The organism is Serratia sp. PF-27 (genome assembly GCF_030053255.1).
Classification (GTDB): Bacteria; Pseudomonadota; Gammaproteobacteria; order Enterobacterales; family Enterobacteriaceae; genus Serratia; species Serratia bockelmannii.
The window spans coordinates 30,180-53,415 of record NZ_JASGBT010000007.1 but is presented as its reverse complement, the minus strand read 5'-3'; the positions used below and the strand labels follow the sequence as shown (position 1 = coordinate 53,415).

Here is a 23,236-nt window from a genome sequence, read left to right as displayed (position 1 = left end):
ACTGGCGATAACCTAAGCACTTTTCGTAATTAAGCTACAAGATTCGGCGATAGTTTCCCCAACTTCGCCGTTCTTGCGCCGCAAATTGTGTAAGTAAACTACAAAAAATTCTTTTGCCCTGCGAAAAAATGATGTAGAGTTACAGGCGTAGGGTACAGAGGTAAGATGTTCTATCTTTCAGACCTTTTACTTCACGTAATCGGATTTGGCTGAATATTTAGCCGCCCCAGTCAGTATTGACTGGGGCGTTTTTTATTGTAAAAACAGCAGCAAACCATACGTTTTTCCTATCGCTCCGCACCGCTTTTCGTTCCTGCTTCCATCCTTTCGACTCACGTAATCCGGCGAGATAAGCCAGCCCTGGCGATAAGTTTTTATGATGGCTTTATTTCAAAACTGTAATTAGATAACAAAAAATTTCGTCTGCGGCCGTTCGACGGGGATAAAAAAGCCGATGCGGTGAGGCATCGGCTCTGGCGTTAGGCCTGGGCTTATTCGCCGGCTTCGTCTTCCGGCAGCACTTCCGGCGGGATCTCGTTAAACCAGGTGTCCAGCTTCTGGCGCAGCTTGTCGACGCCGATCTTTTTCAGCGATGAGAAGGCTTCGACCTGGATATCCCCCATAAACGGCAGCACCGCTTCACGCACCATGTTGAGCTGCGCCTTGCGTGCGCCGGAGGCCAGCTTGTCGGCCTTGGTCAGCAGCACCAGCACCGGCGTGCCGACGTCGACCGCCCACTGGATCATCTGCTGGTCGAGATCTTTCAGCGGATGGCGAATATCCATCAGCACCACCAGGCCTTTCAGGCTGTTGCGCATCTGCAGATATTCGCCCAGCGCGCGCTGCCATTTGCGCTTCATCTCTTCCGGCACTTCGGCGTAGCCATAGCCCGGCAGGTCGACCAGGCGGATGCCGTCTTCCACTTCGAACAGGTTGATCAGCTGGGTGCGCCCCGGCGTTTTACTGGTGCGCGCCAGGCTTTTTTGGTTGGTCAGCGTATTCAGCGCGCTGGATTTACCGGCGTTGGAACGGCCGGCAAAGGCGACTTCAATTCCTGCATCCCCCGGCAGATGGCGAATATCGGGTGCGCTGGTGACGAAATGGGTCACATGATAGTTGTAGTTCTTGCTGGTCAAAATTTTTCGTCTCCGTGAGGATGGCTAACTGGTTGGCGATTATAACTGCATCAGCGGTAAAAATGGCGTGTTTCTCCGTTTTTAAGCGGCGGGACGCGATAAAACGGCAGTTATGCCGCGCGTGCGTTGTGAGACATTTGCCATTCGAATCGCGGGTAATGTCGCTTTATTCGAAAGTGATATTTTTGTTTTTGTTTTAAAAACAAAGCGTTGTTTTTTCATTGTAGGGAAGTGTCGTTCAAATTGGCGTCAGGTGCCTTGAGCCTTCGCAACAATAACGTAAAGTAGTCGTTAACGCAGGGTTGCGCAGGATTAGGGAACATCCGGGAAGGATGACAAATCTCAGGGAATGCACAGGGCGTGCAATGAGTGCCAGGATGAACGCAAAAGGAAGTGACCCTTTCGCACCGGAACAGGCGGCAGGCACATCGGATGGTGAAGTATCGGCAGTTTGGATGCCCGCAGGAAGCGCGCTCGGGAAGAGCGGATGCGAATGGATTGCGCCATGGACGATTTTCCTTTCAGGATGAAGGACGTAGTGGCAGGGAATGCGGTTATAGCAGAAGGAAAAACCGGGATGTTGCATGTACGCAAGGAGCGCGTAACAGGAATACCCTTCGCAAGAAGGTGCGAAATAGGCGGCAGGTTTAACCTGCCGCCTTTTTTCTTTGTCCGCTTTCTGCTAGATTCCGCCGCAATTCTATACTGAATCTACATACCTAAGAGCACACGCTATGAACCAGCCATCAAAAGCACCTCGCGGCAGCGCGGCGAAGTCAAAAACGAAAAAGAAAAGCCGTATGGAGCTCGATCAGGAAGCGCGTGAGCGCAAACGCCTGAAAAAGCGCCGCGGCCTCGCTTCCGGTTCGCGCACCCAGGTCGAGTCCGGCAGCCAGAAGAACAAATCGGCGGCAGAAGCCAAAGATCCACGTATCGGCAGTAAAGTGCCGGTTGCGCTGGTGGTCGACGAAACCAAAGTGAAGGCCAAACCGCAGCCGAAGCCGAAGGCCGAAGCGAAACCACGCCTGTCGCCGGAAGAAGAGTTGGCGAAGCTGGAAAATGACGAGCGCCTGAACGCGCTGCTGGATCGCATCGACGACGGCGAAACGCTGAACGCGGAAGAGCAGACCTATGTCGACAAAACGCTGGATCGCATCGATGTGCTGATGGACGTGTTGGGTATCGAACTGGGTGAAGACGACGACGAAGAAGAAGAGAAGCAGGAAGATATTCTGAAGCTGCTGAAAGGCGGCAATCCGAAAGACGCCTTTTAACGCGCCATGTGGCTAATCCCGACAATAGCCCTACTCTTGATGTGTTATCTGCTGTGGTTATTCGGTAAACTATGGCGGCTGTCTAAGCGCAAAGCGCGTTTTCGCAGCGCTTCCGTGGCCAGACAGCGCAGACAACCGCCTCTCTCCCGGCCCGGTAGAAAAAGATATCGGAAGGAGTGAGCATGTCAGAGCAGACGATTGTCTGGGATTTGGCCCTGATCCAAAAATATAACTATTCAGGGCCGCGTTATACCTCATACCCCACGGCGCTGGAGTTTAACCAGAGCTACGACGAAGCGGCGTTTCAACGCGCCGCTGCGCGTTACCCTGAGCGGCCGCTGTCGCTGTACGTGCATATCCCTTTCTGCCATAAGCTGTGCTACTTCTGCGGCTGCAACAAACTGGTGACGCGCCAGACGCACAAGGCCGACGAATACCTGAACGTTTTGGCGCAAGAGATCGCCAGCCGTGCGCCGCTGTTCGCCGGCCGTAAAGTCGGCCAGATGCACTGGGGCGGCGGTACGCCAACCTACCTGGACAAAGCGCAAATCAGCCGGCTGGTGGCGTTGCTGCGCGAACACTTTGATTTCCTGCCCGATGCGGAGATGTCGATCGAGGTCGATCCGCGCGAGATAGAGCTGGATGTGCTCGATCATTTACGCGCAGAAAGCTTTAACCGTCTGAGCATGGGGGTGCAGGATTTCAACAAGCAGGTGCAGCAGCTGGTCAATCGCGAGCAGGACGAAGCCTTTATCTTCGCCCTGATTGAGCGGGCCAAAGCGCTGGGCTTCCGCTCGACCAATATCGATCTGATCTACGGCCTGCCGAAACAGACGCCGGAAAGCTTCGCTTTCACGCTGCAGCGGGTGGCTGAACTGAATCCCGATCGCCTCAGCGTGTTCAACTACGCGCATATGCCGAACTTGTTCGCCGCCCAGCGCAAAATCAAAGACGCCGATCTGCCGGGCGCGCAGCAGAAGCTGGATATCCTCCAGCAGAGCATCGCGTTCCTGACCGACGCCGGCTATCAGTTCATCGGCATGGATCACTTTGCCCGCCCGGACGACGAGCTGGCGATCGCGCAGCGCGAAGGCAAGCTGCACCGCAATTTCCAGGGTTACACTACTCAGGGCGACAGCGACCTGCTGGGGCTGGGCGTGTCGGCCATCAGCATGCTCGGCGACAGCTATGCGCAGAACCAGAAAGAGCTGAAGCGTTACTATGACAGCGTGCAGGCGCAGGGCAACGCGCTGTGGCGCGGGCTGGCGCTGACGGACGACGATTGCCTGCGGCGCGATCTGATCAAAACGCTGATCTGTAACTTCCGATTGGCGTATCAGCCGCTTGAACGGCAATACGGCATCGATTTCACTGCTTACTTCGCCGAAGACCTGCAGCTGCTGGCGCCGTTTGAACGCGATGGGCTGGTGGAGCGCGATGAGCAAGGCATTCGCGTCACGCCGCGCGGGCGCTTGCTGATCCGCAATATCTGCATGTGCTTCGATCGCTATCTGCGGCAACAGGCGCGCAGCCAGCAGTTCTCTCGGGTGATCTGAGGATGAAAAAACAGCCGCTGATGCGGCTGTTTTTTTAACTGAAGAAGTTAATCAGCGCGGCGCACAACACCGCGGCGACCGCCGCCTGCGGGGTGTGGCTGGCGGCAGAGCCCAGCTCCGCGCCCTGAGAAATGAACACGATGAATGAGTCCAGCATCGTCAACCTCCAGAGTGTGCGACACGATCATACTGCGCCCGCTCCGGCTGTAAAGCCTGAGGTTGGCGTTTTTTTGTGCGCCGGACTGCGTTTTTCATCATCCACCCACGCTCCTATTCCATGCCCAGCTCTTTGAGCTTGCGGGTCAGAGTATTACGCCCCCAGCCCAGCAGGCGTGCGGCTTCCTGTTTGTGCCCCTGGGTGTGGCGTAGGGCGGTGGTGAGCAGCGTACGCTCCATCTCCGGCTGCGCTTCCGACAGCAGGTTTTGATGACCGGAACGCAGCGCGCGATCGGCCCACTGAGCCAGCAGCGTGGCCCAGCTGTCCGGCAGGCTGTGGCTGGGGCTCTCCGGCGCGGCGGTTTCGAACAGTTCGCTCGGCAGATCCTGAATCAGCACCTCTTGCCCGGCGGCCATCACCGTCAGCCAGCGGCAGGTATTCTCCAGCTGGCGCACGTTGCCCGGCCAGGGCAGGCGGGTCAGCGCGGTTTCGGTTTCCGGATGCAGGTTCTTGGCCTCGACGCCTAACTCTTTGGCGGCGATCTGCAGGAAGTGGCGCGCCAGCCGCGGGATGTCTTCCCGGCGCTCGCGCAGCGGCGGCAGGTGTACGCGGATCACGTTCAGGCGATGGAACAGGTCTTCGCGGAACTTGCCTTCCTGTACCCGCAGCTCCAGGTTTTGGTGCGTGGCGGCGATAATGCGCACGTCGACCTTCACCGGCGCATAGCCGCCGACCCGGTAGAACTGGCCGTCCGCCAGCACCCGCAGCAGGCGCGTTTGCACGTCGAGCGGCATATCGCCGATCTCGTCGAGGAACAGCGTGCCGCCGTCGGCCTGTTCAAAGCGTCCCTGACGGATTTGGTTCGCGCCGGTGAAGGCGCCTTTCTCGTGGCCAAACAGCTCCGACTCGATCAGGTCTTTGGGGATGGCTGCCATGTTCAGGGCGATGAACGGCGACTTGGCGCGCGGGCTGTGGCGGTGCAGCGCATGCGCCACCAGCTCTTTGCCGGTGCCGGATTCGCCGTTGATCAGCACGCTGATCGACGAACGCGACAGCCGGCCGATGATGCGAAATACGTCCTGCATCGCCGGCGCTTCGCCGATGATGTCCGCCGCCGGATCGCTGGCCGGCTGGCTGCGCACCGGCTGCTGCTGCTCCTGATAATGGCTGATGGCGCGCTCGACCAGCGCCACTGCTTCGTCGATGTCGAACGGCTTCGGCAGGTAGTCGAAGGCCCCTTGCTGATAGGCGCTGACGGCGGCGTCCAAATCCGAATGCGCGGTCATGATAATCACCGGCAGCATCGGATGGCGCTGTTTGATCTGTTTGAGCAGCGCCAGACCGTCTATACCCGGCATGCGGATATCGGATAGCAGCACGTCGGGGGTTTGCGTGGCCAAGGCTTCCAGCACGTCATTGCCGCCTTCGAAGGTGGCGCAGCTCAGGCCCGCGCCGGTGAGCGCGCGCTCAAGCACCCAGCGGATGGAGCTATCGTCATCGACGATCCAGACTATCCCTCGTTGCATAGCAAACCTCACTGACGAATGGGCAGGTAGACCGAGAATTCGGTATGACCTGGCCAACTGTTGAATTCAATTTTTCCGCAATGCTGATCGATCAGATTGCGGGCGATGGATAATCCCAGGCCGGTACCGCCTTCACGGCCGCTGACCATCGGGTAGAACAGCGTGTCCTGCAGCTGCGCCGGCACGCCGGGGCCGTCGTCTTCGACGTCGATACGTGCCGCCAGGCGGTAGCGGGTACCGTGCAACGTAATCTGAAACGCGGTGCGGGTGCGCAGCGTGATGGTGCCGCCCGCCTCGCCCAGCGCCTGCAGCGCATTGCGGGTGATGTTCAGCAGCACCTGTTCTATCTGATCCGGGTCATGAGCCATTTCCGGCAGACTCGGATCGTAGTCGCGCACCAGCGTGACGTTATCCGGCATTTCCAGGGACACCAGTTGGCAGACGCGCTCCGCGACCTGATGAATGCTCTGGGTAATATGCTGGCCGGGCCGCTGCGGCCCGAGCAGACGATCCACCAGATTACGCAGCCGATCGGCCTGCTCAATGATCACCTTGGTGTATTCGGTCAGCGCCGGATCGGGCAGCGCTTTGGCCAGCAGCTGCGCTGCGCCGCGCAGGCCGCCCAGCGGGTTTTTAATTTCGTGCGCCAAACCGCGCACCAGATCGCGGGCTGCCACCTGTTGGGCATGTTGCAGCTGTTCCTGGCTCAGGCGGCGCTGATTGTCCATCGGCGCCAGCTCGACCAGGATATAGCCTTCCGGCAGCGCCTGAGCGGTCAGGGAAAGGATATGCGCGCGGCCGTCGACCACCAGGGTCACTTCGTTGTCCGTGAAGCCCTGCCCGGCGCGCAGGCTTTCACGCATCAGAGAGACGTTCAGCGAAAAATAACCGAGCAAATCGGGCAGCGGCGTGCCGAACAGCTTGCGGGAGCTTTGCGCCAGCAGCTGCTGTGCCGCCGGGTTGGCGTAGTGAACCGCCAGAGAGTCATCCAACAGCAGGATGCTGTTGATGAGTGAATTGAGGATCTGCCCAGCATCGGGCAGCTTGCCAGTTGCCATACAGCAGACTCCTGCACCTTTTTAGTGCATCTATCCTACTCCATCCGGGATCGGCGCGGTATGGAATAGTTTTGCAGAAAATACGGTGGAGAAAAAAACCCATCCGAAGATGGGCTGAAAGTTTCCACGGCAACAAAAAAGCGATAACAAAAATATGGGCGCCGTCCGCCTGCGCAGACGGCGCGGGTAGGGCTTAGACGCTGTAGTACAGTTCGAACTCAACCGGGTGTGGCGTCATACGAACGCGGTCCATCTCTTCTTTGCGCAGTTCGATGTAGGCATCGATCGCATCGTCGGTGAACACGCCGCCGCGGGTCAGGAACTCGCGGTCTTCGTTCAGTGCGGCCATCGCCTCGTCCAGCGAGCCGGCCACTTTTGGGATCTCGGCTTCTTCTTCCGGCGGCAGGTCGTACAGGTTTTTGTCCATGGCGTCGCCAGGGTGGATCTTGTTGATGATGCCGTCCAGACCGGCCATCAGCAGTGCGGCGAAGCACAGGTATGGGTTAGCCGCCGGATCCGGGAAGCGGGCTTCGATGCGGCGCGCTTTCGGGCTGGCGACCACCGGGATACGGATGGACGCGGAGCGGTTACGGGCGGAGTAGGCCAGCATCACCGGCGCTTCGTAGCCCGGTACCAGACGCTTGTACGAGTTGGTGGTCGGGTTGGCCAGCGCGTTGATCGCCTTGGCGTGCTTGATGATGCCGCCGATGTAGAACAGCGCGGTTTCAGACAGGCCGCCGTATTTGTCGCCGGCGAACAGGTTGGTGCCGTTCTTGGACAGCGACATGTGGCAGTGCATGCCGGAACCGTTGTCGCCGAACATAGGCTTCGGCATGAAGGTCGCGGTTTTACCGAAGGCGTGCGCCACGTTATGCACCACGTATTTGTAGATCTGAATTTCGTCGGCTTTCTTGGTCATGGTGTTGAAGCGGGTTGCCACTTCGTTCTGACCGGCGGTCGCCACTTCGTGGTGGTGCGCTTCAACCACCAGGCCCATCTCTTCCATGGTCAAACACATGGTGGAACGCAGATCCTGCGAAGAGTCGACCGGTGGAACCGGGAAGTAACCGCCTTTCACCGCCGGACGGTGGCCTTTGTTGCCACCGTCGTATTTTGTACCGGAGTTCCAGGCGCCTTCGATGTCGTCGATAGCCACGTGGGAACCGCGGATGCTGCTGCCGAAGCGAATGTCGTCGAACAGGAAGAATTCAGGCTCTGGCCCGAACAGGACGGTGTCCGCGATGCCAGAGGAGCGCAGGAAGTCTTCGGCGCGTTTGGAGATGGAGCGCGGGTCGCGATCGTAGCCTTGCATGGTGCCCGGCTCGAGAATGTCGCAGCGAATGATCAGCGTAGGTTCTTCGAAGAACGGATCCAGAACCGCCGTGCTGGCGTCCGGCATCAGCACCATGTCAGATTCGTTGATGCCCTTCCAACCACCGATAGAGGAGCCGTCAAACATTTTGCCTTCTTCGAAGAAGTCGGCGTTTACCTGATGAGCCGGGATAGTCACGTGCTGTTCCTTACCCTTGGTGTCAGTGAAACGCAGGTCTACGAATTTCACTTCATGCTCATTCAGCATCGTCAAAACGTGTTCAGCGGACATACTTAACTCTCCCGGTTTATCATTGTCGTCGTCGTGGAACGAATCTGTGGAACTGGCTTTTTTTCGCCTTGAAAAGACTAAAGCGAAAAGCGTGCCAACTTTTTAAAAAGGCGTTCATCGCCTTTCTGCGCGGGTTTTACCCAGCCACAGTATGCACCATCAGCGATAAATTGCACTGTTATGGTGCAATCGGGGTGGGCGTGGGCACTGAAATGGTGCAAAAGTGCAACGATTGCGGCTTTTTGCACCGTGAAAGGGATCACAAACTGACCGGTACGCGGTTGTTTATAAGAGATGGTTGTGATCTTGTTTAGTCCCTCGCTTAATACGTGTACAATAGCGCGCTATTTCTAATGCCCGAGGCAAAGCTGTGATCGAAAATTTGCGTAACATCGCCATTATTGCCCACGTTGACCATGGTAAAACCACCCTGGTTGACAAGCTGCTGCAACAATCCGGTACTTTCGGAGAGCGTGCGGAAGCGACCGAACGCGTAATGGACTCCAACGATTTGGAGAAAGAGCGTGGGATTACCATCCTCGCAAAAAACACCGCCATTAATTGGAATGGTTACCGTATCAACATCGTGGATACCCCAGGACACGCCGACTTCGGCGGTGAGGTAGAGCGCGTGATGTCGATGGTTGACTCGGTGCTGCTGGTTGTGGATGCAATGGATGGCCCTATGCCGCAAACCCGCTTCGTGACCAAGAAGGCCTTCGCCAACGGTCTGAAGCCGATCGTGGTCATCAACAAGGTTGACCGCCCTGGCGCGCGCCCTGACTGGGTTGTGGATCAGGTGTTCGACCTGTTCGTGAACCTCGACGCGACTGACGAGCAGCTCGACTTCCCGATCATCTACGCTTCTGCGCTGAACGGCATCGCCGGCGTCGACCACACCGACATGGCGGAAGACATGACCCCGCTGTATCAGGCGATCGTCGACCACGTGTCTGCGCCGCAGGTTGAGCTGGAAGCGCCATTCCAGATGCAGATCTCCCAGTTGGACTACAACAACTACCTGGGCGTTATCGGCATCGGCCGCATCAAGCGCGGTAAAGTGAAGCCGAACCAGCAGGTCACCATCATCGACAGCGAAGGTAAAACTCGCAACGGTAAAGTGGGTAAAGTGCTGGGTCACCTGGGTCTGGAGCGTATCGACAGCACCCTGGCGGAAGCGGGCGATATCATCGCCATCACCGGCCTGGGCGAGCTGAACATCTCTGACACCATCTGCGACACCAATGCCGTAGAAGCGCTGCCGGCGCTGTCCGTCGACGAACCGACCGTCACCATGTTCTTCAACGTCAACACCTCGCCGTTCTGCGGTAAAGAAGGTAAGTACGTGACGTCGCGTCAGATCCTTGACCGTCTGAACAAAGAGCTGGTGCACAACGTAGCGCTGCGCGTTGAAGAAACCGACGATGCGGACGCCTTCCGCGTCTCCGGCCGTGGCGAACTGCACCTGTCGGTGCTGATCGAAAACATGCGTCGCGAAGGTTTCGAGCTGGCGGTTTCCCGTCCGAAAGTTATCTTCCGTGAAATCGATGGCCGCAAGCAGGAGCCATTCGAGAACGTAACGCTGGATATCGAAGAGCAGCATCAGGGTTCCGTGATGCAGGCGATGGGTGAGCGTAAAGCTGACCTGAAAAACATGGATCCGGACGGTAAGGGCCGCGTGCGTCTCGACTACGTGATACCAAGCCGCGGTCTGATCGGCTTCCGTAACGAATTCATGACCATGACTTCGGGCACCGGTCTGCTGTACTCCACTTTCAGCCACTACGACGATGTGCGTCCGGGCGAAGTGGGCCAGCGTCAGAACGGCGTGCTGATCTCCAACGGCCAGGGCAAAGCGGTCGCGTTCGCGCTGTTCGGCCTGCAGGATCGCGGCAAGCTGTTCCTGGGCCACGGTGCGGAAGTGTATGAAGGCCAGATCATCGGTATTCACTCACGCTCTAACGACCTGACCGTAAACTGCCTGACCGGTAAGAAGCTGACCAACATGCGTGCTTCCGGTACTGACGAAGCGACTACCCTGGTTCCGGCCATCAAAATGACCCTGGAGCAAGCTCTGGAGTTCATCGATGACGATGAACTGGTAGAAGTGACGCCAACCTCGATCCGTATCCGTAAGCGTCACCTGACGGAAAACGATCGTAAGCGCGCCAGCCGCGGTCCTAAAGACGCTTAATCGCTGATTGAGTGTCCTATGCTTAGGGCGCGGTTCTCGCGCCCTGAGTTTTTTCCTCTGTTGTTCCCCGTTTGTGCGGCGCGCTATGCGCTTTTCCGTTCGTTCCCTGTTCAGCTGTTCCTTTTCCCGCTACAGTGAAATCTCACCGGCCCATAGGAGAGGACTATGCTGTATATCTTTGATTTAGGTAATGTGATCGTCGATATCGATTTCAAGCGTGTGCTGGGTGTGTGGAGCAATTTGAGCGGCACGCCGTTGGCGGTGCTGTCCGATCGTTTCGCCATGGGTGAGGTGTTCCAGCAGCATGAGCGCGGTGAAATCAGCGACGAAGACTTCGCCGGCAAGCTGTGCGATGAAATGGGCATCGCGCTCAGCTTTGAACAGTTCGCCACCGGTTGGCAGGCGGTATTCGTCGCGCTGCGTCCGGAGGTGATCGACATCATGCAGCGTCTGCGCAACGAAGGTCACCGGGTGGTGGTGCTGTCGAACACCAACCGCCTGCATTGCAACTATTGGCCGCAGCACTACCCTGAAGTGGCCGCCGCCGCCGATCATCTCTATTTGTCGCAAGATCTCGGCATGCGCAAACCGGAAGCCAACATCTACCAGCATGTGCTGGCTGCGGAAAACACCGCTGCCGCCGACGCGGTGTTTTTCGACGATCACCCGGCGAACGTCCTCGCCGCGCAGGCGCTGGGGATCAAGACGGTGCACGTCACCGATCGCGACGTGGTGCCGGCCTATTTTGCTCAATGAGCGCAGAGCGCGTTAAGCTTAAGGCGTATCAACGGACATCAAGGAGTGACCATGTCGTTTTTCCGCCGCAAGAAGCTACCCTCTGCGATTAAGCCAAGCGTCACCTTCGGACGGCTGCTGTACCAACGCATCGACCACGATGGCCTGACGATGTTGGCGGGCCATCTCGCCTACGTTTCCCTGCTGTCGCTGGTGCCGCTGGTCACCGTGGTGTTCGCCCTGTTCGCCGCTTTCCCGATGTTTTCCGACATCAGCGAACAGCTGAAGAGCTTTATCTTTTCCAATTTCGTGCCGGCCGCCGGCAATGTGATCCAGAACTACCTGGAACAGTTCGTCGCCAATTCCAACAAGATGACCGCCGTCGGCACCTGCGGGCTGATCGTTACCGCGCTGCTGTTGATTTCCTCGGTGGACAGCGTGCTGAACACTATCTGGCGCAGCAAGAACAAGCGGCCGATCGTCTTCTCCTTCGCCGTGTACTGGATGGTGCTGACGCTGGGGCCGCTGCTGGTGGGCGCCAGCATGGCCATCAGTTCTTACCTGCTGTCGCTCAACTGGTTGGCGCAGACCGGCGTCAATGGCCTGGTGGATCAGGTGCTGCGCATCTTCCCGCTGATTTTGTCGTGCATCTCCTTCTGGCTGCTGTATTGCATCGTGCCGACGGTGCGCGTGCCGCCCAAAGATGCACTGATTGGCGCGGTGGTGGCCGGATTGCTGTTCGAACTGGGCAAGAAGGGATTCGCGCTGTACGTCACCATGTTCCCCTCCTATCAGCTGATTTACGGCGTGCTGGCGGTGATCCCGATTTTATTCCTGTGGGTCTACTGGAGCTGGTGTATCGTGTTACTCGGTGCGGAAATCACCGTGACCATCGGCGAATACCGCGACTACCGTCGGCAGAAGGCGGAGCAACAGGAACAAAAACCAGAAGGGCAGCAGGAATGATTGCGTTGATTCAACGGGTGTTAAACGCCAGCGTCACGGTGGGTGGCGAGACAGTAGGCAAGATTGGCCCCGGTTTGTTAGTGTTATTGGGCGTGGAGCAGGGCGATAACGAGCAAAAAGCGCAGCGCTTGTGCGAACGCGTGTTGGGATACCGCATTTTCGGCGACGAGAACGACAAGATGAATCTCAACGTCCAGCAGGCCGGGGGCAGCGTGCTGGTCGTTTCGCAGTTCACCCTGGCGGCGGACACCCAGAAGGGCATGCGGCCCAGCTTCTCGCGAGGCGCTGCGCCGCAGGAAGCCGATCGGTTGTATCAATATTTTGTTGGCCAGTGCCGCGAACGCGGCGTAGAGACCCAGACCGGCGAGTTCGCCGCCGACATGCAGGTGGCGCTGGTCAACGATGGTCCGGTGACATTCTGGCTACAGGTCTAAGCATTCGGAGAACAGGCGTCTATGTATCACCTACGAGTACCCGTAACAGAGCAAGAACTGAAGGAGTATTACCAGTTTCGCTGGGAAATGCTGCGCAAGCCGCTGCACCAGCCGGTGGGTTCGGAAAAGGATGCCTATGACGCCATGGCCCATCACCAAATGGTGGTGGACGAGGCCGGTAAAATCGTCGCCATCGGGCGGCTGTACATCAATGCCGACAACGAGGCGGCGATCCGTTTTCTGGCGGTAGACCCGACGCTTCAGGATAAAGGGCTGGGGACGCTGGTGGCGATGACGCTGGAGTCCGTTGCGCGGCAGGAAGGCGTGAAGCGGGTCGTGTGTAGCGCCCGCGAGGACGCGGTGGATTTCTTCGCCAAGCTGGGCTTCGTTAATCAGGGCGAGATCACCGCACCGCAGACCACCCCGATCCGCCACTTTTTGATGATCAAACCGGTGGCGACGCTCGACGATATCCTGCATCGCCCCGACTGGTGCGGCCAATTGCAGCAGGCCTGGTATGAACACATTCCGCTGAGCGAAAAGATGGGCGTGCGCATCAGCCAATACACCGGCCAGCGCTTCGTCACCACCATGCCGGAGATCGGCAACCAGAATCCGCACCACACGCTGTTCGCCGGCAGCCTGTTCTCGCTGGCGACGCTGACCGCCTGGGGGCTGATTTGGCTGCTGCTGCGCGAGCGCCATCTCGGCGGCACCATCATTCTGGCGGACGCGCACATTCGCTACAGCAAACCGATCACCGGCAGGCCGCGGGCGGTGGCGGATCTCGGCTCGCTGAGCGGCGATTTGGCGCGTCTGGCGCGCGGCCGCCGCGCGCGCGTACACGCCGAAGTACATCTGTTCGGCGACGAGGATAAAGGCGCGGTGTTCGAAGGCACCTACATGGTGTTGCCGGCCGAGCCGGATGTGCCGTTGGATCAGGGCGGTTCTGAAGCGCTGGAAGAATAAGGCGGCGGCCCTGCCCTGAGGGCGGGCCGCGCAGTGCATTACGGCAGTTGTTGGTTCACCGCTTGGCCGTCGCCGGCGGTGGCCTGCAGATTGCCCTTCAACGAGGCTTTGAACGGCCCATCGCTGTTCAGCAGCCCTTTCAACTGCAGCTCAAGGTTGCCGTCGCCCGTCAGCGGCACCGGCTGCCATCCCCATTGCTGCAAGGTGTTGATCGGTACCGATCGGCCGTGCAGCGTCAGCTGGAACGGCTTGCCCGGCAGCTGATCGACGGTCGCTTTGGCCTCAAGCAACCCATTAGGCATAAAGGCGCTGAGCTCGGTGACGGCGATCTGATTGGCGTCGGCGTTCAGCGCCAGCGAAGGGCGCCGCACGTCTATCTTGTTGAAGGTGGCCTCGCTGCCGTTCAGGTTTAGCGAACCGGACCAAATGCCCCACTGGTGGTCGCGCGCCAGCAGCAGGTTGCTGCCGTAACCGTCCAGCGCAGTGATCTGGAACGGGAATGCCGGGTTGATATCGATGATCAGATTGCGGTTGGTGGTCAGCTTGGTGACGTACACCTCCGCCAGCCAGCCCGGCAGCGGTTTCAGCCACAGCTCGCGCCAGTCTATCGGCAGGGTGTACTCTAGCGCCGCCATGGCCACTTCATCCAGCTGCAGGCGTTTGCCGGCGCGCAGCCAGTTGCCGGAGGTGCGCAGCAGCCCGCCTTCCCAGCGGGTGGTGAATTGCTGAATGGCGATGCCGGCGGAAGAGAGCCGTAGGGTGGCGATCGGATCGATCAGGTGGAAACCGCCGTTGATCACGTCGCTGGCGTTGAAGTTGAGCGAGCCGTCTTCGCTACGCCAGTCGCCTTTTTCGACGCTGACGTTTTGCAGCGACAAATCGAGATCGTTAACCGCCCATGCCTTGCCTTCCAGGCGCGCGTCGATAAGATCGAAACGCTTGAGGGTGACCGGCGGCAGAGCGGTGAAGCGCCGCATGAATTCCGCCAGCGTCAACGGGGTCTGCAGGCGTACGCCGCTCAGCCGCAGGCGATCCACCCGCCAGCTGCCGTCGTCGGCGCGGCTGGCCACGCCGGTCAGGTCGCCCTGCGCCAGATCGGCGCCGAAGTTGTTCAACAGCAGTTGGCCCTGCTTTTGCTCCCCCTGCACCAACACCTTCGAGGCGGGGATGCCGTTCAGCGTCATCGAACCGGCGCTGAACTGGAACTGGTTGTTGTCCCCCAGCAGATGGCCGGCCAGCGGGCGCCACGGCGTGATGCCGGCAGTGACCTGCTGCGCGTTGAGCTGCCACTCGTTATCGTTGGACTGCAGCGCCATGTTGCTCAACTGCAGCACGTCGGCCTGTACAGGCAACGCCGCCGCCTGTGGCTGCACGTTCAGCGTGCCGTCGCGCAGCGTGACGCTGTGAAAATAGCGCGGCTCGGTGATTTGGCGCAGGCTGAGGCCGAGATCGACGCGTTTGGCAACCAGCGCCTGCGGCTGGCCGCTGCGCGCCAGCTGCACGTCTTCCAGACCGATCTGGTCCGGTTGGCTCCACGAATGGGTGATTTTTCCTATCGACAGGCGGTATTCGCTGTTGTCGCTGATCCAGGCACTCAGGCGGCCTGCCGCCCAGCGGGTTTGCCCGACCAGGTACAGCACCACCACCGCCAGCACGATCAGCAGCAGCAACGTCAGCAACAGCTTTCCGATAAATTTCATCGTCTACATCCGCATCGGTCAAAAAAGATACCCTGTTTATGCCGCAATTGGCCGGGCATCTCAAGGGCAATGGTCTGATAGACAATAAAAAACGGCCGCAAGCGGCCGTTTGAACGCCAATGGGCGGGTTACTTTTTCTCGTGTTCCTGCGGGAACACCAGGTTCAGCACGATGGCGGTAATGCCGCCGGCGGCGATGCCGGAAGAGAGCAGGGTTTTCAGCCAGTCCGGCGCGAACTGCAGGATCAGCGGCTGCTGGGAGACGCCCATGCCGACGGCCAGCGACAGCGCCATGATCATGATGGCGCGGCGGTTCAGGCGCTCGCGCGACACGATGCGCACGCCGGAGGCGGCGATGGTGCCGAACATCACGATGGTCGCGCCGCCCAGTACCGGCTCGGGGATGTGCTGCACGAAGCCGGCCACCGCCGGGAACAGCCCCAGCGCGATCAGCATCAGCGCCACCACAAAGCCGACATAGCGGCTGGCGACGCCGGTCAGCTGGATCACGCCGTTGTTCTGGCCGAAGCAGGAGTTGGGGAAGGTATTGAACACCGCCGACAGCATCGAGTTCAGGCCGTTGGCCAGCACGCCGCCCTTCAGGCGCTTCATATACAGCGGCCCGCTGACCGGCTGTTCGGAGACGTCGGAGGTGGCGGTGATGTCGCCGATGGTTTCCAGCGAGGTGACCATAAAGATCAGCATCAGCGGCAGCAGCAAGTTCCAGTCGAAGCCCAGGCCGTAATAGAGCGGCGTGGGAATAGTGATCGCCGCCGTGGGTGCCGCCGGAGCGTCGGCGGGCAGCATGTCCATCGCCCAGGCCAACAGATAGCCGACCGCCATGGCGATCACCAATGAAGCGACGCGCAGGTAAGGGTTGCGCTGGCGGTTCAGCAGGATGATGACCGCCAGCACCGCGCCGGCCAGCAGCAGGTTTTTCGGTGAGCCGAAGCTGTGATCGTTCATCGCGGCATAACCGCCGCCGATCGAGGTCAAACCGACCTGAATCAGCGACAGGCCAATGATCATCACCACGATGCCGGAAACCAGCGGGGTGATGATGCGGCGCGCCAGATGCAGCACGCGCGACAGCAAAATTTCGGTGCAAGAAGCGACCATCAGGGTGCCGAACAGCGCGGCCATCAGGGTCGGCACGTCGGCGCCGCCGTTTTTCAGCGCCAGACCGCCCATGATCAGCGGCGAAACGAAGTTGAAGCTGGTGCCCTGAATCGACAGTAGCCCGGAACCCACCGGCCCCCAGGTTTTGATTTGCAGAATGGAAGCCAGGCCGGAGGCGAACAGCGACATGCTGATGATGTGCTGGGTATCCTGCGCCGGCAGGCCCAGCGCCTGGCAGATCAGCAGCGCCGGAGTGATCACCGCAACGAACATCGCCAACAGATGCTGGCCGGCGGCAAACAGCGTTTGCGGCAGCGGCGGGCGGTCTTCGAGGCGATAAATCAGTTCGCTGGCGCGGGATTCTGAGGCGGCTTGGCGTGTGGCATCAAGCTCAGAGGATGACATGCTCATGGTGTGGCGTTTCCAGATACGGCAAAGCAGGCATTTTAATGCGCCGCCCCGCAAAAGCAAACGGTTGCGCCTAAATATTATATTGTCAACTTTCCTGTTTATGTCGCATTTTCATTCATTTTTTCTTGTCATCTTAGCGTTTTTTACTTCTAATCCTGCACTCATCAAGTTTAAAAACTCAGTGGTTTTCTATAACTTATTATTTTTATTTGGATCTTTTCCCTTACATGGAGTACCTGGATGTTTCATCTTGATACTTATGGCACGTTAGTCGCCGCGACGCTGGTTTTGCTCCTCGGGGGCAAGTGCGTCAGAAGCATTCCTCTGCTGCGAAAATATACCATTCCTGCCCCCGTCGCCGGCGGTTTGCTGGTGGCCCTTCTGTTGTTAGCCCTGAAAAAGTTCGCCAACTGGGAAATCAGCTTTGACATGTCGCTGAAGGATCCGCTGATGCTGGCCTTCTTCGCCACTATCGGGCTGAACGCCAACCTGGCGCGGTTGCGCGCCGGCGGCAAGGCGCTGATGGTATTCCTGTTCGTGGTGCTGGGGCTGCTGTTGGTGCAGAACGCCATCGGCATCGGCATGGCGAAAATGCTGGGGTTGGATCCGTTGATGGGCCTGATCGCCGGGTCGATCACCCTGTCGGGCGGCCACGGCACCGGGGCGGCCTGGAGCAAGCTGTTCATCGAGCGCTACGGCTTTGAAAACGCGACGGAAGTCGCCATGGCCTGTGCCACCTTCGGCCTGGTGCTGGGCGGCCTGATCGGCGGCCCGGTGGCGCGCTATCTGGTCAAACACTCCTCTACGCCGGAAGGCACGCCGGAAGACAGCGTGCAGCCGAGCGGTTTCGAGAAGCCGGAAAGCGGCCGCCTGATCACCTCGCTGGTGATGATCGAAACCATCGCCATGATCGCCATCTGTCTGAGCCTGGGGCAGCTGATTGCCGGCCTGCTGAACGGCACGGTGTTTGAGCTGCCTAACTTCGTTTGCGTGCTGTTCGTCGGGGTGATCCTCAGCAACACGCTGGCCTTCACCGGTTTCTATACCGTGTTTGAGCGGGCGGTATCGGTGCTGGGTAACGTCAGCCTGTCGCTGTTCCTGGCGATGGCGTTGATGAGCCTGCGCCTGTGGGAGCTGGCTTCGCTGGCGTTACCGATGCTGGCGATCCTGGCGGTGCAGACGCTGGTGATGGCGCTGTACGCGATCTTTGTTACCTACCGGGTGATGGGCAAGAACTACGACGCGGCGGTGCTGGCCGCCGGCCACTGTGGTTTCGGCATGGGCGCCACGCCGACGGCGATCGCCAACATGCAGGCGATCACCGATCGCTTCGGCCCGTCGCATCTGGCGTTTCTGGTGGTGCCGATGGTGGGAGCGTTCTTTATCGATATCGCCAACGCCATCGTTATCAAGCTGTATCTGCTGCTGCCGGTGTTCCCGGCGGTGGGGTAATATCGCGAGTCATCATGAGAAGGGCGCCTGCGGCGCCCTTTTTTATGCGTTGGAGTAGCGCGCCTTCTCCGGCAGCCAGCGTTCGATCAGCGCCTGGGCGTGTTCCGGGTAGTGCTGATGGAGATGGCGGGCGACGCGTTGCACTTCGGGGATCATCGCCTGGTCGCGCAACAGGTCCGCCACCTTGAATTCGGCGCTGCCGGTCTGGCGGGTGCCCAGCAGCTCACCCGGGCCACGGATCTCCAGATCGCGCTGGGCGATGACAAAGCCGTCGTTGCTGTCGCGCAGCACCTGCAGGCGCGTCTGCGCGGTTTTGCTCAGCGGCGTTTTGTACAGCAGCACGCAGTGTGAAGCCACGGCGCCGCGCCCTACGCGGCCGCGCAGCTGGTGTAGCTGCGCCAGGCCCAGCCGCTCCGGGTTTTCGATGATCATCAGGCTGGCGTTCGGCACGTCGACACCGACTTCGATCACCGTCGTGGCGACCAACAGCTGCAGCTCGCCCTGTTTAAACGCCTGCATCACCGCCTGCTTTTCCTGCGCTTTCATGCGACCGTGCACCAGCGCCACCTTCAGCTCCGGCAGCGCGGTTTTCAATTCTTCCCAGGTGGCTTCCGCCGCCTGCGCTTCCAGCAGTTCGGACTCTTCGATCAGCGTGCACACCCAGTAAGCCTGTCGCCCCTCTTCCAGACAGGCGCTTTTCACCCGTTGAATGATGTCGGCGCGGCGGGTATCGGGAATGGCCACGGTGGTCACCGGCGTACGGCCCGGCGGCAGCTCGTCGATAACCGAGGTATCGAGATCGGCGTAGGCGGTCATTGCCAGCGTGCGCGGGATCGGCGTGGCGGTCATGATCAACTGATGGGCGTGGAAGCCTTGCTCTTCGCCTTTCTCCCACAGCGCCAGCCGCTGATGCACCCCGAAGCGGTGCTGCTCATCGATAATCACCAATGCCAGGCCGTTGAACTGCACCTGCTCCTGGAAGATGGCGTGGGTGCCGACCACCATCGATACCTGGCCGCTGGCGATGGCTTCCTGCTGCGCGATGCGCGCCTTGCCTTTTTGTTTGCCCGCCAGCCAGCCGACTTCCAGCCCCAGCGGCTCGAACCACTGGCGGAAATTGTTGGCGTGCTGCTCGGCCAGCAGCTCGGTCGGCGCCATCAGCGCCACCTGCTTGCCGTGCGCGATGGCGCGCAGCGCCGCCAGCGCCGCCACCAGCGTTTTGCCGGAGCCGACGTCGCCCTGCACCAGCCGCATCATCGGGAAGTCTTTTTGCATGTCGGCTTCGATGTCGGCCACCACGCGCGTTTGCGCGCCGGTCGGCGAGAACGGCAGCTGGGCGAGAAAACGGTTTTTCAGCCGATCGTCCGGCAGCAGAGGTTGCGCCTGATAACTCTGCGCACCGGCGCGCACCGCCAGCATGCTGAGGTTATGCGCCAGCAGCTCTTCGAGGATCAGGCGTTTTTGCGCCGGGTGTTTGCCCAGCTCCAGATCCGCCAGCTGAATGTCCGGCGGCGGGCGGTGCAGGGTGTGCAGCGCCTGCGGCAGGCTCATCAGGCCGCCGCTCAACTCCGGCGGCAGCAGTTCGGCGATGGCGCAGGTATCCAGCAGCTCCAGCGCCTGATCGGTCAGCTTGCGCAGCGTGGCTTGCCGCACCCCTTCGGTGGTGGGGTAGACCGGCGTCAGCGACTCCTGCAGCTCGACCTCGCTGGCTTCGCCCTGAATACGGTATTCCGGATGAATGATCTCCGCGCCGTGGTTGCCGCGTTTGATCTCGCCGTAGGCGGTCACGCGGCGGCCGGTGGCCAGGCTGTTCTTCATTGCGGCGTTGAAATTGAAGAACCGCATGGTGAGGATGCCGGTACCGTCGCTGATCTGGCAGGTCAGCATGCGACGGCGGCCGAAGCTGATGTCGCTGCGCAGCACTTCCCCTTCTACCGTGGCGTAGATGCCCGGCAGCAGATCGTTGATCGGGTAGAGGCGGGTACGGTCTTCGTAGCGCAGCGGCAGGTGCAGCAGCAGATCCTGAATGGTCTCGAGGCCAAGCTTGGCCAGTTTGCCCGCCTGGCTGGCGCCAACCCCGGAAAGCGTGGTGAGTGGGACAGCATCCAGCAGGCGGCCTTTCATTTGCGCACCGTCGCCTGCATGGCCGCCCACCATTCGGCGCTGGCGACCACCTGGCCCTGCTCGTCAATCTGCGGGCGTGGCAGCCCTTTGCGCTTGGCCACGTTGGCCAGCACCGGGTAGCCGCCTTCGAACAGCAGACGCTGCTGCTCTTCTTCATCCAACATGCTGTTGTCGCGGCGATACAGGCCGGCATTCTGCCGCTGGCGCTGCGCTTCATACAGGATCAGCGCCGAAGCCACGGAGACGTTGAGCGATTGCACCATGCCGATCATCGGAATGACGATGTCCTGGTCGGCGAGCGCCAGCGCTTCTTCGGTGATGCCGGTTTTTTCCTGGCCGAGCAGCACGCAGGTTGGCCGGGTGTAGTCCACCTCGCGGAAATCGACCGCGCGCGCAGACAGGTTGGTGGCCAGAATTTGCATGCCCTGCGCTTTCAGGTGACCGACCGCGTCGCCGATGGTGGGATGGGTTTTAACGCTGACCCAGCTGTTGCTGCCGGCGGCGGAGGAAACCAGGGTGCGCATGCGGGTGGTGGGCCACACGGCGTGGACCTGATGCACGCCGACGGCGTCGGCGGTGCGGATAATGGCGGAGACGTTATGCGGCTTGTGCACTTGCTCCAGGCAGACCGTCAAATCCGGCTGCCGGGTCGCGAGCATTTCACAAATCCGCGCATAGCGTTCAGGACTCATAAGCGCTAGTTTCGGTTGCGGTTAACTTTGATCACATCCGGCATGATACGGATTTTACGCATAATGTTTGCCAAATGGATGCGATCGCGGGTGGTCAAGCGGATAAAGGCGCTATAAACCCGACCGTCTTTCTCTTCGGTGTTCAGGCTCTGAATATTGGACTCGGCCGCGTTGATCGCTGCCGTCAGGTTGGCCAGCGCGCCCTGGTGGTTAAACATATCCACCTTGATCTCGGCGATGAACTCCTGCTCGGTCTCTTTATCCCACTCGACCGCCATGAACTTCTCAGGCTCTTTCTGATAGCCGCGAATATTGCGGCAAGATTCATGGTGGATCACCAGCCCTTTGCCCGGGCTGACGTGAGCGATAATCGGGTCGCCCGGAATCGGACGGCAGCACTTGGCGAAGGTGATCAACACGCCGTCGGCGCCCTTGATGGCCAGGTTACGCACGCCGGAGGTGGTGCCCAGGCTGGACTGATCGCCCTGCAGATTCTTCGCCACCACCACGCTCATGGCGTTGCCGAGGCCGATTTCCGCCAGCAGATCGTCCAGCGTCGCCAGCTTCATGCGGTCCAGCTCGTGCTGAATGTTTTCCTGCGGGATTTCGGCCAGCTTGCGGCTACCGCCCAACGCATGGTTGAGCAGTCGGCGGCCGAGGCCGACGGAGTCGTCGCGCTTGAGGTTCTTCAACATCTGGCGAATTTTGGCACGTGCTTTCGAGCTGACCACGAAGTTCAGCCAGGCGGCGTTGGGCCGCGCGCCCGGTGCGGTGATGATCTCGACGGTCTGGCCGCTGGTCAGCGACTGCGACAGCGGGTATGGCTGACGATCGACGCGCGCGCCGACGCAGGCATGGCCGATATCGGTATGCACCGCATAGGCGAAGTCGACCGGCGTGGCGCCGGCGGGCAGCTCGACGATGCGGCCTTCCGGGGTGAAAACGTAAATCTCATCCGGGAACAGATCGGATTTGACGCTCTCGATAAATTCAAACGAACTGCCGGCGCTTTGCTGCAGCTCCAGCAGGCTTTGCATCCAGCGCTGGGCGCGGATCTGCGCCGTAGTACCGGTTTCGCCCTGTTCTCTTTCCTTGTAAGCCCAGTGCGCGGCCACCCCCATCTCAGCCATCTGATCCATGTCTTCGGTGCGGATCTGCACTTCGACCGGCACGCCGTGTGGGCCGATCAGCGAGGTATGCAGCGATTGATAGCCGTTGGCCTTGGGAATGGCGATGTAATCTTTCACCCGCCCCGGGCGCGGTTTGTACAGGCTGTGCACCTGGCCGAGTACGCGGTAGCAGGTATCGACCTCTTTCACGATCACCCGGAACGCGTAGATATCCATGATGGAATGGAAACGCTGTTCTTTCAGGTGCATCTTGAGGTAGATGGAGTAGAGGTGTTTTTCCCTTCCGCTGACGCGGCAGGCGATGCCGGCCTCGGTCAGCCGCCCTTCGATCTCGGAGAGGATTTTTTGAATCATCTCTTTGCGGTTGCCGCGCGCGGCTTTCACCACTTCCTTGATCACGCGATAACGGTTTGGGTACAGCGCCTCGAAGCCCAGCTCTTCCAGCTCGGTTTTCAGGTGATGAATACCCAGACGGTGGGCGAGGGGGCTGTAGATTTCCAGGGTTTCACGCGCGATGCGCCGGCGTTTGTCGGGGCGCAGCGAACCGAGGGTGCGCATGTTGTGCGTACGGTCGGCCAGCTTGATCAGCACGACGCGGATATCCTGCACCATCGCCATGATCATCTTGCGGAAGTTTTCCGCCTGCGCTTCTTTCTTGTCCTGGAACTTCAGCTTGTCGAGCTTGGAGACGCCCTCAACCAGTTCGGCGACGCTCTTGCCGAACAGCTGTTCCATATCTTGATAGGTGGCTGGGGTGTCTTCGATGACGTCGTGCAGCAATGCCGCCATCAGCGTCTCGTGATCGAGACGCATTTCCGCCAGGATGCAGGCCACGGCGACCGGGTGAGTAATGTAAGGCTCACCGCTGGAACGTGTCTGGCCCTCGTGCGCGGCGCGCGCGACGAGGTATGCCTGTTTGAGGCGCTTAATCTGCTCCTCGGGCAGGTAACGTTGAATCAGCAGATTCAGGCTTTCAAACAGGTACAAGGCGGACTCGCAGT

19 protein-coding genes are annotated in these 23,236 nt (G+C 59.8%); 9 read left to right on the top strand and 10 right to left on the bottom strand.

What is annotated here, in order from left to right:
• Nucleotides 1–165: 165 nt before the first annotated feature.
• On the top strand, nucleotides 166–213 hold the full coding sequence (spfP, locus tag QMZ29_RS25785) for a small protein SpfP (RefSeq protein ID WP_071892919.1): 48 nt from the start codon (nucleotides 166–168) through the stop codon (nucleotides 211–213).
• Between the two features lie 278 nt (nucleotides 214–491).
• Here spfP and yihA read toward each other — a convergent pair whose 3' ends face one another.
• On the bottom strand, nucleotides 492–1,136 hold the full coding sequence (yihA, locus tag QMZ29_RS03395; RefSeq protein ID WP_019452177.1) for a ribosome biogenesis GTP-binding protein YihA/YsxC: 645 nt from the start codon (nucleotides 1,134–1,136) through the stop codon (nucleotides 492–494).
• Nucleotides 1,137–1,870: 734 nt separating this feature from the next.
• Here yihA and yihI point away from each other — a divergent pair.
• A complete protein-coding gene (gene yihI, locus QMZ29_RS03390) occupies nucleotides 1,871–2,410 on the top strand; it encodes a Der GTPase-activating protein YihI (RefSeq protein WP_072008264.1) in 540 nt (179 codons plus the stop codon).
• Nucleotides 2,411–2,592: 182 nt separating this feature from the next.
• The gene (gene hemN / locus QMZ29_RS03385; RefSeq protein ID WP_261427551.1) at nucleotides 2,593–3,966 is read left to right on the top strand and encodes an oxygen-independent coproporphyrinogen III oxidase; all 1,374 of its coding nucleotides are present in this window, start codon (nucleotides 2,593–2,595) and stop codon (nucleotides 3,964–3,966) included.
• Nucleotides 3,967–4,000: 34 nt separating this feature from the next.
• On the opposite strand, the gene QMZ29_RS03380 is transcribed toward hemN, so the two are convergent.
• The 4 genes from QMZ29_RS03380 to glnA all read right to left on the bottom strand — a co-directional run bounded on the left by QMZ29_RS03380 (nucleotide 4,001) and on the right by glnA (nucleotide 8,310).
• Nucleotides 4,001–4,123 (bottom strand): YshB family small membrane protein, encoded by a 123-nt coding sequence (locus QMZ29_RS03380; protein ID WP_015379453.1) that lies wholly within the window; start codon nucleotides 4,121–4,123, stop codon nucleotides 4,001–4,003.
• Nucleotides 4,124–4,236: 113 nt separating this feature from the next.
• Entirely contained in the window at nucleotides 4,237–5,649 is a 1,413-nt protein-coding gene (gene glnG / locus QMZ29_RS03375) for a nitrogen regulation protein NR(I) (RefSeq protein ID WP_025304716.1), read from the bottom strand.
• An 8-nt stretch (nucleotides 5,650–5,657) separates the two neighbouring features.
• On the bottom strand, nucleotides 5,658–6,707 hold the full coding sequence (gene glnL, locus QMZ29_RS03370; RefSeq protein ID WP_004931246.1) for a nitrogen regulation protein NR(II): 1,050 nt from the start codon (nucleotides 6,705–6,707) through the stop codon (nucleotides 5,658–5,660).
• A gap of 193 nt (nucleotides 6,708–6,900) precedes the next feature.
• Nucleotides 6,901–8,310, bottom strand: a complete 1,410-nt coding sequence (gene glnA, locus QMZ29_RS03365) for a glutamate--ammonia ligase (protein ID WP_025304715.1) — start codon at nucleotides 8,308–8,310, stop codon at nucleotides 6,901–6,903.
• Nucleotides 8,311–8,680: 370 nt separating this feature from the next.
• On the opposite strand from glnA, the gene typA reads away from it, so the two are divergent.
• The 5 genes from typA (at nucleotide 8,681) to fabY (ending at nucleotide 13,608) form a co-directional block, all read left to right on the top strand.
• Nucleotides 8,681–10,504 carry a ribosome-dependent GTPase TypA gene (typA, locus tag QMZ29_RS03360; RefSeq protein WP_004931243.1) on the top strand — a complete coding sequence of 608 codons (1,824 nt, stop codon included), beginning with the start codon at nucleotides 8,681–8,683 and terminating at the stop codon, nucleotides 10,502–10,504.
• Nucleotides 10,505–10,669: 165 nt separating this feature from the next.
• Nucleotides 10,670–11,260, top strand: coding sequence for a glucose-1-phosphatase (gene yihX / locus QMZ29_RS03355; RefSeq protein ID WP_063991285.1), 591 nt, complete (start codon nucleotides 10,670–10,672; stop codon nucleotides 11,258–11,260).
• 51 nt (nucleotides 11,261–11,311) lie between these two features.
• Nucleotides 11,312–12,205, top strand: coding sequence for a virulence factor BrkB family protein (locus QMZ29_RS03350; protein WP_025304713.1), 894 nt, complete (start codon nucleotides 11,312–11,314; stop codon nucleotides 12,203–12,205).
• Nucleotides 12,202–12,639 carry a D-aminoacyl-tRNA deacylase gene (gene dtd, locus QMZ29_RS03345; RefSeq protein ID WP_025304712.1) on the top strand — a complete coding sequence of 146 codons (438 nt, stop codon included), beginning with the start codon at nucleotides 12,202–12,204 and terminating at the stop codon, nucleotides 12,637–12,639. Before QMZ29_RS03350 ends, dtd begins: the two co-directional genes overlap by 4 nt.
• Nucleotides 12,640–12,660: 21 nt before the next feature.
• Nucleotides 12,661–13,608 (top strand): fatty acid biosynthesis protein FabY, encoded by a 948-nt coding sequence (fabY, locus tag QMZ29_RS03340; protein ID WP_004931235.1) that lies wholly within the window; start codon nucleotides 12,661–12,663, stop codon nucleotides 13,606–13,608.
• A 38-nt stretch (nucleotides 13,609–13,646) separates the two neighbouring features.
• Here fabY and QMZ29_RS03335 read toward each other — a convergent pair whose 3' ends face one another.
• Together QMZ29_RS03335 and QMZ29_RS03330 are read right to left on the bottom strand one after the other, a co-directional pair.
• The gene (locus tag QMZ29_RS03335; protein ID WP_261427545.1) at nucleotides 13,647–15,308 is read right to left on the bottom strand and encodes an AsmA family protein; all 1,662 of its coding nucleotides are present in this window, start codon (nucleotides 15,306–15,308) and stop codon (nucleotides 13,647–13,649) included.
• Between the two features lie 128 nt (nucleotides 15,309–15,436).
• A complete protein-coding gene (locus QMZ29_RS03330; protein ID WP_261128101.1) occupies nucleotides 15,437–16,837 on the bottom strand; it encodes a nucleobase:cation symporter-2 family protein in 1,401 nt (466 codons plus the stop codon).
• Nucleotides 16,838–17,077: 240 nt separating this feature from the next.
• Here QMZ29_RS03330 and gltS point away from each other — a divergent pair, with 240 nt between their 5' ends.
• The gene (gene gltS, locus QMZ29_RS03325; protein ID WP_025304708.1) at nucleotides 17,078–18,289 is read left to right on the top strand and encodes a sodium/glutamate symporter; all 1,212 of its coding nucleotides are present in this window, start codon (nucleotides 17,078–17,080) and stop codon (nucleotides 18,287–18,289) included.
• 42 nt (nucleotides 18,290–18,331) lie between these two features.
• On the opposite strand, the gene recG is transcribed toward gltS, so the two are convergent.
• Genes recG through spoT form a run of 3 tightly spaced genes read right to left on the bottom strand, consistent with a single transcriptional unit; the run spans nucleotide 18,332 to nucleotide 23,222 of the window.
• Nucleotides 18,332–20,413 (bottom strand): ATP-dependent DNA helicase RecG, encoded by a 2,082-nt coding sequence (recG, locus tag QMZ29_RS03320; protein ID WP_033636486.1) that lies wholly within the window; start codon nucleotides 20,411–20,413, stop codon nucleotides 18,332–18,334.
• Nucleotides 20,410–21,105, bottom strand: a complete 696-nt coding sequence (trmH, locus tag QMZ29_RS03315) for a tRNA (guanosine(18)-2'-O)-methyltransferase TrmH (RefSeq protein ID WP_033639122.1) — start codon at nucleotides 21,103–21,105, stop codon at nucleotides 20,410–20,412. Before trmH ends, recG begins: the two co-directional genes overlap by 4 nt.
• 5 nt (nucleotides 21,106–21,110) lie before the next feature.
• A complete protein-coding gene (gene spoT / locus QMZ29_RS03310; RefSeq protein WP_283225694.1) occupies nucleotides 21,111–23,222 on the bottom strand; it encodes a bifunctional GTP diphosphokinase/guanosine-3',5'-bis pyrophosphate 3'-pyrophosphohydrolase in 2,112 nt (703 codons plus the stop codon).
• Nucleotides 23,223–23,236 lie beyond the last annotated feature (14 nt).

Excerpts from the sequence above, each read along its gene's own strand:
- yihI (WP_072008264.1), top strand. The coding sequence starts at position 1,871 with ATGAACCAGCCATCAAAAGCACCTCGCGGCAGCGCGGCGAAGTCAAAA.
- hemN (WP_261427551.1), top strand. The coding sequence starts at position 2,593 with ATGTCAGAGCAGACGATTGTCTGGGATTTGGCCCTGATCCAAAAATAT.
- QMZ29_RS03380 (WP_015379453.1), bottom strand. The coding sequence starts at position 4,123 with ATGCTGGACTCATTCATCGTGTTCATTTCTCAGGGCGCGGAGCTGGGC.
- glnG (WP_025304716.1), bottom strand. The coding sequence starts at position 5,649 with ATGCAACGAGGGATAGTCTGGATCGTCGATGACGATAGCTCCATCCGC.
- glnL (WP_004931246.1), bottom strand. The coding sequence starts at position 6,707 with ATGGCAACTGGCAAGCTGCCCGATGCTGGGCAGATCCTCAATTCACTC.
- glnA (WP_025304715.1), bottom strand. The coding sequence starts at position 8,310 with ATGTCCGCTGAACACGTTTTGACGATGCTGAATGAGCATGAAGTGAAA.
- yihX (WP_063991285.1), top strand. The coding sequence starts at position 10,670 with ATGCTGTATATCTTTGATTTAGGTAATGTGATCGTCGATATCGATTTC.
- QMZ29_RS03350 (WP_025304713.1), top strand. The coding sequence starts at position 11,312 with ATGTCGTTTTTCCGCCGCAAGAAGCTACCCTCTGCGATTAAGCCAAGC.
- dtd (WP_025304712.1), top strand. The coding sequence starts at position 12,202 with ATGATTGCGTTGATTCAACGGGTGTTAAACGCCAGCGTCACGGTGGGT.
- fabY (WP_004931235.1), top strand. The coding sequence starts at position 12,661 with ATGTATCACCTACGAGTACCCGTAACAGAGCAAGAACTGAAGGAGTAT.
- QMZ29_RS03335 (WP_261427545.1), bottom strand. The coding sequence starts at position 15,308 with ATGAAATTTATCGGAAAGCTGTTGCTGACGTTGCTGCTGCTGATCGTG.
- QMZ29_RS03330 (WP_261128101.1), bottom strand. The coding sequence starts at position 16,837 with ATGAGCATGTCATCCTCTGAGCTTGATGCCACACGCCAAGCCGCCTCA.
- gltS (WP_025304708.1), top strand. The coding sequence starts at position 17,078 with ATGTTTCATCTTGATACTTATGGCACGTTAGTCGCCGCGACGCTGGTT.
- recG (WP_033636486.1), bottom strand. The coding sequence starts at position 20,413 with ATGAAAGGCCGCCTGCTGGATGCTGTCCCACTCACCACGCTTTCCGGG.
- trmH (WP_033639122.1), bottom strand. The coding sequence starts at position 21,105 with ATGAGTCCTGAACGCTATGCGCGGATTTGTGAAATGCTCGCGACCCGG.